This is a genomic window from Methylobacterium sp. CM6257 (assembly GCF_054611515.1).
The window spans coordinates 4,750,748-4,764,606 of sequence record NZ_CM137735.1 but is presented as its reverse complement, the minus strand read 5'-3'; the positions used below and the strand labels follow the sequence as shown (position 1 = coordinate 4,764,606).

At 67.5% G+C, this 13,859-nt stretch carries 11 protein-coding genes and 2 pseudogenes; 4 read left to right on the top strand and 9 right to left on the bottom strand.

What is annotated here, in order from left to right; genetic code table 11:
* Positions 1–154: 154 nt before the first annotated feature.
* Positions 155–1,138, top strand: a complete 984-nt coding sequence (gene gmd, locus ACYCO6_RS23105) for a GDP-mannose 4,6-dehydratase (protein ID WP_459763665.1) — start codon at positions 155–157, stop codon at positions 1,136–1,138.
* A gap of 69 nt (positions 1,139–1,207) precedes the next feature.
* Complete coding sequence (locus tag ACYCO6_RS23100) at positions 1,208–2,689, top strand: aldehyde dehydrogenase (protein WP_459763663.1); 1,482 nt, start codon at positions 1,208–1,210, stop codon at positions 2,687–2,689.
* A gap of 56 nt (positions 2,690–2,745) precedes the next feature.
* On the opposite strand, the gene ACYCO6_RS23095 is transcribed toward ACYCO6_RS23100, so the two are convergent.
* Genes ACYCO6_RS23095 through ACYCO6_RS23085 form a run of 3 tightly spaced genes read right to left on the bottom strand, consistent with a single transcriptional unit; the run spans position 2,746 to position 5,344 of the window.
* Positions 2,746–2,871, bottom strand: coding sequence for a DUF2474 family protein (locus ACYCO6_RS23095; RefSeq protein WP_459763661.1), 126 nt, complete (start codon positions 2,869–2,871; stop codon positions 2,746–2,748).
* A gap of 11 nt (positions 2,872–2,882) precedes the next feature.
* The gene (cydB, locus tag ACYCO6_RS23090) at positions 2,883–3,896 is read right to left on the bottom strand and encodes a cytochrome d ubiquinol oxidase subunit II (protein ID WP_459763659.1); all 1,014 of its coding nucleotides are present in this window, start codon (positions 3,894–3,896) and stop codon (positions 2,883–2,885) included.
* Positions 3,897–3,901: 5 nt separating this feature from the next.
* The gene (locus ACYCO6_RS23085; protein ID WP_459763657.1) at positions 3,902–5,344 is read right to left on the bottom strand and encodes a cytochrome ubiquinol oxidase subunit I; all 1,443 of its coding nucleotides are present in this window, start codon (positions 5,342–5,344) and stop codon (positions 3,902–3,904) included.
* 195 nt (positions 5,345–5,539) lie between these two features.
* On the opposite strand from ACYCO6_RS23085, the gene ACYCO6_RS23080 reads away from it, so the two are divergent.
* Positions 5,540–6,352, top strand: a complete 813-nt coding sequence (locus tag ACYCO6_RS23080; RefSeq protein ID WP_459763655.1) for a universal stress protein — start codon at positions 5,540–5,542, stop codon at positions 6,350–6,352.
* A gap of 11 nt (positions 6,353–6,363) precedes the next feature.
* Here the strand turns inward: ACYCO6_RS23080 and ACYCO6_RS23075 are convergent.
* From ACYCO6_RS23075 to ACYCO6_RS23055, 5 genes and pseudogenes are all read right to left on the bottom strand, one after another.
* A pseudogene (locus ACYCO6_RS23075) lies at positions 6,364–6,498 on the bottom strand (helix-turn-helix domain-containing protein); the annotation flags it as partial.
* Between the two features lie 430 nt (positions 6,499–6,928).
* Positions 6,929–7,594: a methionine ABC transporter permease gene (locus ACYCO6_RS23070; protein ID WP_459763653.1), complete on the bottom strand. Its 666-nt coding sequence runs from the start codon at positions 7,592–7,594 to the stop codon at positions 6,929–6,931.
* Positions 7,584–8,651, bottom strand: coding sequence for a methionine ABC transporter ATP-binding protein (locus ACYCO6_RS23065; protein ID WP_459763651.1), 1,068 nt, complete (start codon positions 8,649–8,651; stop codon positions 7,584–7,586). Before ACYCO6_RS23065 ends, ACYCO6_RS23070 begins: the two co-directional genes overlap by 11 nt.
* A 312-nt stretch (positions 8,652–8,963) precedes the next feature.
* Positions 8,964–9,758 carry a MetQ/NlpA family ABC transporter substrate-binding protein gene (locus ACYCO6_RS23060; RefSeq protein WP_459763649.1) on the bottom strand — a complete coding sequence of 265 codons (795 nt, stop codon included), beginning with the start codon at positions 9,756–9,758 and terminating at the stop codon, positions 8,964–8,966.
* A 1,102-nt stretch (positions 9,759–10,860) separates the two neighbouring features.
* Entirely contained in the window at positions 10,861–11,280 is a 420-nt protein-coding gene (locus ACYCO6_RS23055) for an efflux RND transporter permease subunit (protein WP_459763647.1), read from the bottom strand.
* A 914-nt stretch (positions 11,281–12,194) separates the two neighbouring features.
* Here ACYCO6_RS23055 and ACYCO6_RS23050 point away from each other — a divergent pair.
* Positions 12,195–12,914 (top strand): HWE histidine kinase domain-containing protein, encoded by a 720-nt coding sequence (locus ACYCO6_RS23050; RefSeq protein ID WP_459763645.1) that lies wholly within the window; start codon positions 12,195–12,197, stop codon positions 12,912–12,914.
* A 325-nt stretch (positions 12,915–13,239) separates the two neighbouring features.
* Here ACYCO6_RS23050 and ACYCO6_RS23045 read toward each other — a convergent pair.
* A pseudogene (locus tag ACYCO6_RS23045) lies at positions 13,240–13,843 on the bottom strand (methyl-accepting chemotaxis protein); the annotation flags it as partial.
* Positions 13,844–13,859 lie beyond the last annotated feature (16 nt).

The following is a 13,859-nucleotide window of genomic DNA, read 5'->3' as shown; positions in this document are numbered from 1 at the left end:
AGTTCGCCCGGGCGGCGTCTTTATTCGCCCGTTGCCCGCATCCGGCACGCCGCTACGGTGTGCAGCTTCGCACAATATTGATGTCGGACCCTCGCCTTGACGCGGATGCCGCCGGGGTCGTAGCAGCCGGGCATCTTCGGGACGGGACGGGTTCATGACGGCCAAGCGAGCGCTGATCACGGGTGTGACGGGCCAGGACGGGGCGTATCTGGCGCAGCTGCTCCTGGAGAAGGGCTACGCGGTCACCGGGATCGTGCGCCGCTCCAGCCATGCCGGCGTGTTCGACCACCGGCTGAAGTGGCTCGGCATCCTCGACGACGTCGAGCTGGTCGACGGCAACCTGCTCGACCTCTCGGCGCTGATGCGCATCGTCCAGGCCGCCAAGCCCGACGAGATCTACAATCTCGCCGCCCAATCGTTCGTCACCTCCTCCTGGCAGCAGCCGCTGCTGACCGGGCAGGTCACGGGCCTGGGCGCCGTGCACATGCTGGAGTGCCTGCGCTCGGTGGCGCCGCACGCGCGCTACTATCAGGCCTCGACCTCGGAGATGTTCGGGCTGATCCAGGAGGAGCGCCAGAGCGAGTCGACGCCGTTCTACCCGCGCTCGCCCTACGGCGTGGCCAAGCTCTACGCGCACTGGATGACCATCAACTACCGCGAGAGCTTCGGTCTGCACGCCTCGAACGGCATCCTGTTCAACCACGAGAGCCCGCTGCGGGGTGTGGAGTTCGTCACCCGCAAGGTCACGGACGCGGTGGCGCGGATCAAGCTGGGCAAGCAGAAGGAGCTGCGGCTGGGCAACATCGACGCCAAGCGCGACTGGGGCCATGCCCGGGACTACGTGCAGGCGATGTGGCTGATGCTGCAGCAGGACCGGCCGGACGACTACGTGATCGCCACCGGGCGGACCACGACGGTGCGGGGCATGTGCGCGATCGCGTTCAAGCATGTGGGCCTGAACATCGACGATCATCTGGTCATCGACCCGGCCCTGTTCCGTCCGGCGGAGGTGGAGGTGCTGCTGGGCAACCCCGCCAAGGCCAAGGCGACCTTCGGCTGGGAGGCGCAGACCAGCCTCGAGGCGCTGATCACCGAGATGGTCGACGCCGACATCAAGCGCCTCAGCGCCAACGCCTGAGCGGCAGAGGCTCGCCGCCACCCGCCCGCTGGTCCATATGGCGCGCATCCTGTCTCGGAGGTGCGTGCCGTGAAGACCTACCAGCTCTACATCGACGGCGAGTACGTCGATCCGACCGAAGGCGCTTGGTTCGAATCGGTCGATCCCTACCGGGGTGAGCCCTGGGCTCGGATTCCCCGGGCTTCGCGGGCCGACGTCGATCGGGCGGTGGCCGCCGCCAGGCGCGCTATGTGGGAGGGGCCCTGGGCCACCATGACGGCCTCGGCGCGCGGCAAGGTGTTGCGGCGGATCGGCGACTTGGTGGAGCGCGAGGCGAAGGCTCTGGCGGAGGTCGAGGTCCGTGACAACGGTAAGCTCTTCGCCGAGATGTACGGCCAGACCCGCTACCAGCCCGAATGGTGGTGGTATTTCGCGGGGCTGGCCGACAAGGTCGAGGGCGCCCAGGTGCCGATCGACAAGCCGGAGACCTTCGCGTTCACTCGGCACGAGCCGGTGGGCGTGGTTGGGGCGCTGACCGCCTGGAACTCGCCCCTGCTGTTCGTGGCCTGGAAATGCGCGCCCGCGCTCGCGGCCGGCTGCGCGGTCGTGATCAAGCCTTCCGAGTTCGCCTCAGCCAGCACGCTCGAATTCGCCCGCCTGACCAAGGAAGCCGGGCTCCCGGACGGGATGTTCAACGTCGTGACCGGCTTCGGCGGCGAGGCGGGCACCGCCATCGTCGAGCATCCGGATGTCGCCAAGATCACCTTCACGGGGTCTGACGTCACGGGCGCGAAGGTCTACGAGGCGGCTGCGCGCCAGATCAAGCGCGTATCCCTGGAGCTCGGCGGCAAGTCCCCCAACATCGTCTTCGCCGATGCCGACCTGAAGGCCGCCGCCGCGGGCGCGATCTCGGGCATCTTCGCGGCGACCGGGCAGACCTGCATCGCCGGCTCCCGTCTCCTCGTGCAGAACAGCATCCGCCAGGAATTCACCGAGCGGCTGGTCGAACTCGCCCGCACCGCCAAGCTCGGCGACCCGATGCAGGCCGACACCAATATCGGGCCGATCACCACGCCGCCCCAATACACGAAAGTGCTCGACTACATCGCGCTGGCCAAGAGCGAGGGTGCACGCTGCGTGTTCGGCGGCAATCCCGCCTCCGGACCCGGCGTGATCGGCGGCCAGTTCGTCGAGCCGACGATTTTCACCGGCGTCACCAATGACATGCGCATCGCCCAGGAGGAGGTGTTCGGCCCGGTCCTGTCGATCATCGGCTTCGAGGACGAGGCCGAGGCGCTGAAGGTCGGCAACGACGTGATCTATGGGCTCGCCGCCGGCGTCTGGACCCAGGATATCGGCCGCGCGATGCGGATGTCGAAGGGGCTGCGGGCCGGCACGGTCTGGGTGAACACCTACCGGGCCGTCAGCTACATGATGCCGTTCGGCGGCATGAAGCGCTCCGGCATCGGCCGCGAGAGCGGCATCGAGTCGATCCGCGAGTTCCTGGAGACCAAGAGCGTCTGGATCTCGACCAGCCGCGAGGCTCCGGAGAACCCGTTCGTGATGCGGTGAGGGACGGGGCCGCGTCGCCCGAGGGCGGCGCGGCGTCCGGCTTCTCGAACCCGGTCTCACACCGTCTTCAGCAGCCAGCGCAGCGGCAGCGCGATGGCGGTGAGGCCGGCGACGCCGCCGGCCCACAGGGCGACGAACCAGCCCAGGCGACGCAGGGACGTCACGGCGGTTACTCTGGTCATCGCCCGGCCTCCTAGTGGTAACCGGGGGCGCCCGCCGCGACCTTGCCGCGGAACAGCCAGTAGACGTAGGCCGTGTAGACCAGCACCATCGGCACCAGCACCACCGCGCCCGCCAGCAGGAAGGCCTGGCTGCTCGGATGGGTGGCGGCGTCCCAGATCGTCACCGCCGGCGGGACGATCATCGGCCACAGGCTGATCCCGAGGCCGATATAGGACAGCAGGAACAGCCCCAGCGCGCACAGGAACGGCGTCACCTCGGCGCGCCGGTCGAGCGCCACGAAGAAGCGCCAGGTCAGAAGCGCCACAAGGATCGGCACCGGCGCGGCGAGCGCCAGATTCGGCCAGGACAGCCACCGGGCCCGGAACGCGTCGCTCAGGATCGGCATGGCCGCGGAGACCGCCACGATGGCCGCGATCGTCACGAGACCCAGCCGGCGTGCCAGCTGGTAGGCCCGGAGCTGGAGTTCGCCGTCGGTCTTCCAGATCAGCCAGCACGCGCCGAGCAGGCCGTAGCCCGCCACCAGGGCGGCGCCGGTCAGGAGCGAGAAGGGCGTGAGCCAGTCCCACCAGCCGCCCGCATAGGCGCGCTCGCTCACGCGAATGCCCTGCACGTAGGCGCCGAGGCAGATCCCCTGGCAGAAGGCTGCGACATAGCTGCCCCACGAGAAAGAGCGATCCCACCAGAGCTGAGTCCAGGGCGTCGGTGCGCGGAAGCGCATCTCGAAGGCGACGCCGCGGAACACCAGGGCCAGCAGCATCAGGATCAGCGGCATGTAGAGGGCCGGCAGGATGGTCGCGTAGGCGAGGGGAAAGACCGCGAACAGGCCGCCACCGCCGAGGATCAGCCAGGTCTCGTTGCCGTCCCAGACCGGCGCGACCGTGTTGACCATCACGTCGCGCTCCGCCTTGCCGCGGACGGCGGGGAACAGGATCCCCACCCCGAGGTCGAAACCGTCCATCACCACGTAGAGGAAGACCGCGGTGGCAATGAGGAGCGCCCAGATGAGCGTGAGATCGAGGGACATCGGGCTTACTCCGCAGGCTGCGCGATGGGCCGGCCGCTCGTCTGGCCACCGGCGACGAGGGCGGGAGCCGGCGTGATGCCGGCCGTGCGGATCGGCAGGTCCGTGGGCGGCCCGGGCTCGTGGGCATGCGGAACTTGGTTGAACAGGTGCAGCAGGTACCAGATGCCCGCGCCGAATACCGCCAGGTAGACCACCGCGAAGGCGGCCAGCGAGGCGGCCACGGCGGGGGCGGCGATGGGCGCGACGCTGTCGGCGGTCCGCAGCATCCCATAGACCGTGAAGGGCTGGCGACCCGCCTCGGTCACGGTCCATCCGGCGGTGACCGCGATCAGGCCCGAGGGCCCCATCGCGACGGCGAAGCGATGCAGCCAGGGGGTATCGTAGAGCCGCCCCTGCCGGCGCAGCCAGAGCGAGGCGACGCCTAGCGCGATCATCAGCAGGCCGAGGCCGACCATCACGCGGAAGGACCAGAAGACCAGCGGCAGGTTCGTCGGCCATGTGTCGCGCGGCATGTCCTTGAGGCCGCGAACCTCGCCGTCGACGCTATGGGTGAGATAGAGGCTCGCGAGGCCTGGAATGCCGACCCGATCGCGAACCGTAGCGGCCTCCGCGTCCGGCCAGCCGAACAGGATCGCGGGCGCGCGCCGCTCCGTGTCGAAATGACCTTCCATGGCGGCGACCTTAGCCGGCTGGTGTTCGTAGGAATTGCCGCCGTGCAGGTCGCCGATCACGAGTTGGGCCGGCGCCACGACGGACGCCATCCACATCGCCATGGAGAACATCAGCCGTGCCCGGGGATTGCCGCGGTCGCGCAGGAGATGCCACCCACCCACCGCGCCGACGATCATCGCGGTGGTGAGATAGGCGCCCGTCACCGTATGAGCGAAGCGGTATGGGAAGGATGGATTGAAGATGATCGCCCACCAGTCGGCCGGGGCGAAGCGGCCGTCCGGCCCGAGGACGTGGCCAGCGGGCGTCTGCATCCAGGAATTGGCCGACAGGATCCAGAACGCGGAGACCAGGGTGCCGCCGGCGACCAGGCAGGTCGCCAGGAAGTGCAGCCGCTTGCCCACGCGCTCGAGGCCGAACAGCATGACCCCGAGGAAGCCGGCCTCAAGGAAGAAGGCGGTGAGCACCTCGTAGCCCAGCAATGGCCCGAGAACCGGCGCCGTCCGGTCAGCGAAGGCCGACCAGTTGGTGCCGAACTGATAGCTCATGACCAGGCCCGACACGACGCCCATGGCGAAGGCGACGGCGAAGATGCGGAGCCAGTAGCGGTAGGTGTCGAGGTAGACGGCCTTGCCAGTGCGCAGCCAGAAGCCTTCGAGCACCGCGAGATAGCTCGCCAGCCCGATGGTGAAGGCCGGAAACAGGAAGTGCCAGACGACGGTGAGCGCGAATTGGGCTCGCGCGAGGTCGACTGCGCTGGGCAGTTCGAGGGCGGACATCGGGGTCTCCGGAAAACGGACCAGAAGGATCTGGCGTGATCCCGACGAACGCTCCTTGATCCAACTCAAAGCCTGGCAGCGCAGACCCGCGGAGGCTCAGGCGGCCCAGCTCATTGCGCTGGATCAAGGCTGCGCGGCGCCCGGTCACCGACAGTGCCTCAGCCGGTCCCGGTCTCGGGCCCCGAGGAGGCCGCCATGAGCTACGCCAACATCCTGGTATCTCTCGACTTTGCGGAGACCGCGCCGGACCGTGTGCGGCTCGCAGCCGATCTCGCGCGCCGCTTCGACGCGACGCTGACCGGCGCCGCAGCCGCGGAGGTGCCGGCGCCGCTCTTCGCGCATGACATCCGCGACGCGCAGGCCCAATACGACCGCGCCAGGGATGAGATCTTGCACGAGCTCGAGCGGGCGCATGCGGTGTTCGCGCGCTGCGCCGGCGAGGCACCCAGGACCGACTGGCGCAGTGCCACCGCACGGCCCTTCGCCTATTTCGTGGAACAGGGGCGCGCCGCCGACCTGCTGGTGATCGGACGCGGCGGTCCGACCGATCTCGATCCTGGTCCGCTCGGCATGGCACCCGGTCCCGTCCTGATGGAGGCCGGCCGGCCGGTCTTGGTGGTGCCGCCGTCGATCTCGAGCCTGCGTGGGGACCGCATCGTGGTGGCCTGGAAGGACACGCCCGAGGCACGCCGGGCTGTCACCGGGGCTCTCCCGTTCCTCCAGTCTGCCAAGCAGATCACCGTGGTCACCGCGGGCGAAGGTGCCCGGTTCGAAGGAGCGCAGGATGTCGCCGCGCATCTGACACGCCACGGCGCCTCCGCGACCACGCATCTTCTGACCACGACGACGAGCGACGGTGACGAGATCCTCAGATTCGCCCGCAAGCAGGACGCGGACCTGATCGTGATGGGCGCCTACGGCCATTCGCGCCTGCGGGAATGGGCGTTCGGCGGGGCGACCCGTCACATTCTGGAGACGGCCTCAATCTGCTGCCTGATGGCGCATTGATCGGCCGCGGCTCAGCTCGCCGCCCGCCGCTCGAGCCCGCCGGGATCGATCAGCCGCACGCCGCCGGGCACGATCAGGATGGTCTTCTCGCGATCGAGACGCGTGAGCATCCGGCTCACCGTCTCGATGGTGAGGCCGAGATGGTGCCCGGCGGCTCTCCTCGGACTGCGCGCTATGAGCCAGAACGTTGTGGGCCCGCAGCTCCTGGCTCCGCTGCCTCATCGTTCCCAGATTCGTTACCGCCTTGATCTCACCGGCGCTGGACGGTTCACATCGTTGATCATGCCGATGCGGAACACCGAAAACATCCCGATCCCGGTCGAGATGCAAAACAAGCATCACCGCAGAGTCGATCATGATCGCGTGCAGGCTGGAAGGTTGGGTCCTGGCGCAGTCCGGCCGAGAAGAAGCCATTGTGAAATGACTTCTGAATGATGTGTCTGCCCATAAGGTCGGGAGTGCATCGCACATACGGCCTGATATGGCAGAGCGCACAGAGGCGGCGCCTCAGGCGGCGACGTGTTTCCTCTGTCTCGAACGTTTTTCCGGTTCTCGGCGCCACGCTGGAGGAGCCTTTCAGGAGCGGCGCACGCGCCGGTTGACCCGACGCGCGAGCCGCTCGCCCGCCGTCTGCACCGCCTGCACCAGGACGATAAGCACGACGACGACCGCAAGCATCACTTCTGGCCGGAAGCGCTGGTAGCCGTAGCGGATCCCGAGATCGCCGAGCCCGCCGCCTCCGACGACACCGGCCATTGCGGAGAATCCCAGGAGCGAGACGACGGCCAGCGTCAGACCCAGCACGATCCCCGGCATCGCCTCGGGAATCAGCACCTTGGCGATGATCTGCACTGGGCTCGCTCCGAAGGCATGGGCTGCCTCGACGAGCCCGTGATCCACCTCGCGGATCGCCGTCTCGATCAGGCGCGCGATATACGGCACCGCCGCCACGGTGAGCGGCACCGTAGCGGCGTAGGTACCGATCGAGGTCCCCGCCACGAGCCGTGTGAACGGGATGATCGCCACGACCAAGATGATGAAAGGCGTTGAGCGCGTCGCGTTGACGACGAGTCCCGTAACCGTGTTGAGCGCCGGCGCCGCGAGGAGCTCGCCGCGCTGGCTCGTCGCCAGGAACACGCCCAGCGGCAGGCCGACCAATGTCCCGATCCCGGCGGAGAGCGCCACCATGGTCAGGGTGTCGAGTGTGGCCCCGGCGAGCAGGCCGGCGTAATCAGGCCACACGGGCCGCCTCCTGGGCCGGAATCAGGTAGCCGAGCAGGTGCGCCGCGATGCCGGCATGGGCGAGGTAGGCCTGTGCCCGAGCGACCACGTCCGGCGTGGGAGACAGGGCGACGGCGAGGGCACCGAAGGGCAGGTCACCGATCTCGTCCACCGCCCCGGCCAGGATCGTGGCCTCGATGCCGGTCTCGCGGGCGAACCGTGCGAGGATCCCACCGTCACCGCCAGGTCCCCGGAAGGCGATGCGCAGCACCGGCGCCCGGCCGGGGCGCGGCTCGACATCGATCCGCGCGGCAAGGCCGGGCGGAACGGCGAGCCCGATCTCCGTGGCGAGCAGGCTGCGGGTGATGTCGGTCTGCGGCCGGGTGAACACGTCGAAGACCGGACCGCTCTCCACGACCGCGCCCCGGTCAATCACCGTCACATGCTCCGCGATGGCCCGAACCAGCGACATCTCGTGCGTGATGAGTATGACGGTGAGCCCGAACGTGCGGTTGATCCGCTTGAGCAACGCCAGGATCGCGCGCGTGGTCTCGGGATCGAGCGCGGAGGTCGCCTCGTCGGAGAGAAGCACACCCGGCCCGGTCGCCAGCGCCCGGGCGATGCCGACGCGCTGCTTCTGCCCACCCGAGAGTTCGGCCGGATAGCGGCCCGCCAGAGCCTCGAGGCCGACGAGCGCGAGCAACTCCGCGACGCGGTCGCGGATCGCAGCGCGCCTCCACCCCGCAAGTTCCAGCGGCAGAGCGACATTGCCGGCCGCATTGCGCGAGGAAAGCAGATTGAAGTGCTGGAAGATCATGCCGACCCGGCCCCGGACGGCTCGCAGGTCCCGCTCGCACAGGCTCGACACCTCGGCGTCGCCGACGAAGACGCGGCCTGCGCTCGGACGCTCCAGGCCGTTGATGAGCCGGATCAGCGTCGACTTGCCGGCACCCGACCGGCCGATGATCCCGTAGATGGAGCCTGCCGGAACGGTGAGGTCGACACCCGTGAGGGCGGCGACCGGCTGAGCCCCCCGGCACGCGGGGAAATGCTTCGAGACCTGTTCGAAGCGGATCATGGGGCCTGCCTGTCTCCGAACCGGCGAAGGCACTACAATGTCGACCACTCGTGGCTCCCCGATCGGGACCAGTTGCCCCGCTTTGCGTCGTGCCGGCTGAAGGTCTCATGATTCGCGGCCGGCCCGAGGCCAGCCAAAGCAACTACATTCCGAATGGATCCGTCTGAATGTCGCAGATTAATCTTCCCGGATGTCAATGAAGGGACATCGTTTTCTCCGGCGACACTTATGGATCGGACACCAGAGCAGGTGAGCATCTATCAGGGTGACCTGAACCAACCCGCCGCGGCATGGTCCCGCGCCCGTGCTCCGTCACGTCGTCCGGACCGGGATGACGGATCCCTTGTAACGATCGTGGATGAAGCGGGCGGCTTCGGCGGAGGTCAAAAGAGACGCGAGCCGCTGGATCCGTTCGTCGTTGGCGAGCGGCTGGGTGGTGACGAGGACGTTGGCGTATGGGTTGCCCTCGGCGCGCTCCAGAGCGAGCGCGTCGCGCGCGGGGACGAGCCCGAATTCCAGGGCGTCGTTGCCGTTGATGACGGCGAGCGCCACGTCGTCGAGGGTCCTGGGCAGTTGCGGCCGTGCTACCTCGACGATCCGAAGGTTCTTCGGGTTCTCGGCAATGTCGCGGATCGTTGCGAAGGCCCCGTCACCGCCCGTGCGCAGGCGGATCAATCCGTTCTCTTGGAGGAGCCTCAGCCCACGGCTGAAGTTGGTGACGTCGTTCGCCAGCGCGACGGTAGCACCCGGCTGCAACTCCACCACGGTCCTGACGCGGTGCGAATAGATCCCGAGGGGCTCGATATGCACGGCGGCGACGACGGCGAAGCGGACCCCGAGTTCCGCCTCCTCCGAGCGGAGGTAGGGCACATGCTGGAAGAAGTTCGCATCTGCATCGCCGTCGCGCAGGAGCGCGTTCGGGCGCACATCGCCGCTGATCTCTATGACCTGTACCGGATAGCCCGGCGCGAGTCTTGCCGTGACGAAGTGCAGGATTTCCGCGTGCGGCACGGAGGAGGCCACGATCCGAAGCGGCGATGCTGCCCGGGCTCCGTTTGCCGCCAGCACCAGCGCTCCAGCCAGAACGGAGCGTCGCGTCGTCGTCATCTGGACCTCGTCGTCATGGTGTAGGGCGGAGCCGGGATGATTGACGGAACTGGCTGCCGGGACGTGCTGGCCGAGGTTGCGCCCAGCCATTCACCGGCGGAGGCGGTTCCCATCAGGTTTGCGCATCGGCGTGGGCCCATGCGCCTTGCGCTCACAGGAGGCGAAGACAGAGCGACGCGCGTTGGCAGCTTCATGAGAAGGGGCGACCACGACATTCTCAGTCCGCCTGATCGGCCGACCTGAAGTAGGAACGCGGTCAGGTTAGCCCAGGCATGCGAGAATGTAATCCCAAATATGGCCAGGGCAACAGGAAATCGTTCCCGCGCCGCGCCCTCGTGGCAGGACCTCGTTTGCTGTGGCCGGCTTTCCGACGCCGAGCGCACGCCGAACGTCTTGGGAGGCCACACGCAGAAAGCGCATCGCCCATCGTGACGGACTCGATCGGATCAGAGCCGGGTTCCCGACTACCGGCCCGTGAGAAAGCCGGAAGCCACTTACAACGGTCTTGTCTGCCGTTCCTTCAGCCACATCAGACCGGCCAGGACCATCCATGGGCACACGAACAGGATGAAGGCGAGCAGCCCCACGGCTAACCTCCTGGCAGAGCGCGGCGGATCTCAGGAAACGTTAGGGGGATTCGATGGATCCCGCGCAATCGCCGTCAACCGGGCCTGGCGAGCCATCGCGATCAACTCCGATGCGGTGAGGCCGCGAGACGGCAGCGGCTCGGGACAATCGGCAGCTCTGGGCGGACGCGGCGCCGGCGGGAGCGTGGCGGCCCGTCCCGGCCAGAGCCGCTTGAGCCGACCGGCCTTCCGCAGGGTTTGATCCGCCACGCATGCACCTCCCGCAAATCACCTGCTGCCACGGGTAGGCGAGGGCTCGGGATTGGGTAAGGCGAGGGCCGACAAGGGTCGGGCCGCGGTCCGGCGTCAGCGGCATGAACAGCCCTCTAGGCGAGGCCGTCAATCGCCCTAACACCGCGCCTCTTCTGGCCGCTCCCGTTCGCGACGGCTGCCCGAGAGGCTCGCCTCGATGCTGGTGGCGGCATCGCCCTCGGTGAGGCCGACGATGCCGGCCAGCGCACGGTTGAAGTCGACCTTCAGGGCGGGACTTCTCGACTGCTCCTGGATCCGCGCGTCGGCGATACCCGCGACCCGCCGGATCCGCGACAGCAGCGTGTATGCGTAGGCGCGGTTGGCGCCGACTGGGATTCGATGGGTTCGATGTCGTTGACGGTGGTGGTCAGCGAGCGCTCGACGACCGACACGATGCGGCCCGACGTATCCTCGGGTGGCAGGCTTGTATGTTGCCAGACGACGCTGATCACCGGGATACCGATGCTCGGGAAGATGTCGGTCGGACTCCGGAAAAGCGTTAGGACCCCGAAGATCAGGATCAGAATCGACATCGCGAAGGTGTAGGAGCGCAGAAGTGCGAGTCTAACGGTTGCGGCCATCGTTGAAGACTTGGCCGCGTCGCGATGTGAGGATGAAGCCGGGGCGCGCGCTGCGACCTGCATTTGGCATTCTGGATACAGCCGGCAATTTGGGCGATGTCGTGGCTTCGGTCAGCTCTCATTTTTGGAAACATTGAGAGACAATTTATTGTAGTTGTCATAATTCAGCTATTCGGAGATATTACCAAGTAAAGAGCAAAAATAACTGCATTATTGTTCAACAGAGTCCGCTCCGAGCGGCGCCCCGGGGTTGCATCATCCTCCCCATAGGCGGATACAGCCGCGAGCACCCTGCGCGAATGGTGATCGCGGTCCGACGGCTCCGGCTGTCGGGGAGCCGCCATGGAGGCAGGGACTCCGATCTGCAGGCCGACCGGTAAAGCCCACCATCGCGATCGCTCATCGTGCCGAACGACTGGTGCGACAAGTTTTCAAGACGCTTGCAAGCAAATTTGGGAAAGCTGAATGCGACGAACATCGGCGGGCATGTTTCCAATCATCCCCGGCACTGGCCAGTGCGGTACGCGTTCAGGGCGAATTCGATCCAGAGGTCATGTCGCTATCCGCAATTGCAGGAGCAGCCCGTCTCACGGCATTGTCGCTGCAAGTCCTGCCTCAGAATAGTGACAGCCTCTGATGAAATCCCTCTTGTGCCTGGAATAGCGGCTCGCCCCATGGCGCGGACGTAAACAGCGAGCACCCTGTCCTCGGCCTCGTCCAATTGCTCCGTCTGAGGAGGGCGGCGCCGGTGAGGGTGTGGACAGCGCCGAGTCTCGATGTCGGCGACTTGGCGTCCCCAAGTCACTCCGGTGTTGGCGCGCTGATGCGCCGCCGCCCAAGTTGGAGGCGTGACAGTGAGACCCAGATCGGTCAACACGGTTGACCGACTTTGTTGAACGCGTGAAGCTTGCGTGGGCAGATTGTCGACCACTTGAGCCGAACGAACCCTCATGGCTATTCGCGCGGAGAAGGCCGGCATGGCAGAGGCTCACGACACGGCGGCCCGTGTCGCGCAACTGGAAGCGGACAATGCGCGGCTACGACGCCTCCTGGACGAGGCGGGGGCGCCCGATGGGCTGCGCCATGGATTGCGCGACACGATGGCCATGCTCCGCGCTGTGCTGCGTTTGTCAGCCGAGAGCGCCGAGAGCGTCGAGAGCTACGCGACACATCTGGAGGGACGGCTCGACGCCATTGCACGGGTCCGCGTGACGGCGGACACCTTCGGTGAGGTCAATCTGCACACGCTGACCTCGGATGAGTTGATGGTCCATCTGATCCGGGAGGGCGACCAGGCCGAGATCACCGGTCCGACGATACGGCTCCGGCCGAAATCGGCGCAGCTCGTCACCCTCGCGATCCACGAACTCTCCAGCAACGCCGTGGAGCACGGGGTCTTCGGCCTGGCCGAAGGCCGGGTCGACGTGTCGTGGTCGCTTGTCGAAGAAACCGCGAGCCATCCCGGCATGCTGACGCTAATCTGGAAGGAATCGGGCGGGGCAGGCGTGACCGCCCCGACCCGGCGGGGCTTCGGCATGCAGGTTCTCGAAGAGATGCTGAGCTATGAACTCGGCGCCCGCGTCGATCTCGCCTTCGAACCCGACGGCCTGCGCTGCATGATCCGCTTCCCCCTGGTCGCCCGCGTGGGACGCGTCGTCGACGAGATCGCCCCCGAGGAGAACGGCGAGCCGCTCTGATACCGGCTCCCGAGGGCGCTTCAGCCTATGGGCCCGCGCGGCTTCACGAACCTGACGCGTCGCGCGGTCGGCCCGCTCGCTCGCCTGCGCGATCGTGTCCATGCCGGCCGCGATGGCGGAGACGGCCTGCGACGCCGTCTGCATGCTCCCGGACATCTCCCGCGTCACCGCAGATTGCTCTACCGCCGCCGCGATGGCGGCCGACACCTCGCTGAGCGTGCGGATGGTGCCCTGGATCGCGCCGATCGCCTCCACGGCTTCGCGGGTCGCCGCTGGGTCGAGGCGATCTGCCCGCGATTCCGATCCGTCGCCAACCCCGTCTGCGCCGCGAGAGCCTTCACTTCGGAGGCGACCACGGCGAAGCCGCGGCCGGCCTCGCCGGCCCGGGCCGCCTCGATGGTGGCGTTGAGCGCCAGGAGGTTCGTCTGCGCGGCGATCCCGGAAATGAGGCCGACCACGTCGCCGCTCTGGGTCGCCTGCTCGCTCAGGCCCGCCACGATGCCGCCGGTGTGCTGCGCTTGTCCCACCGCTTGGCCGGCGATGTCTGCCGCGTGGCTCACCTGCTGACTGATCTCGCTCACCGAGACAGACAGTTGCTCGGCGCCTGAGGCCATGGAGCGGATGTCGCCCGAGACACGGCCGACCGTCTCGGCCGCTTCGCCGGTCTGCCGCGTCACGTCCTCCACGGCGCGGCCGATCGCGTCCAGATCGCTGCCGATGGCCCGCTGCGCCTCGGCCCGGCGCTGGCGCTCATGAACATGCGCGGTGATGTCGGTGGCGAAATCGACGACCCGGACCGGACGGCCATCCGCATCGGTGATCGGGTTGTAAGTCGCTTGGATCCAGACCTCGCGTCCGCCCTTTGCGATGCGCTTGTACTCGGCCGTCTGGAAGTCGCCGCGCCTGAGCCCTTCCCAGAACTGCCGATAGGCCGCGCTCTCGCGC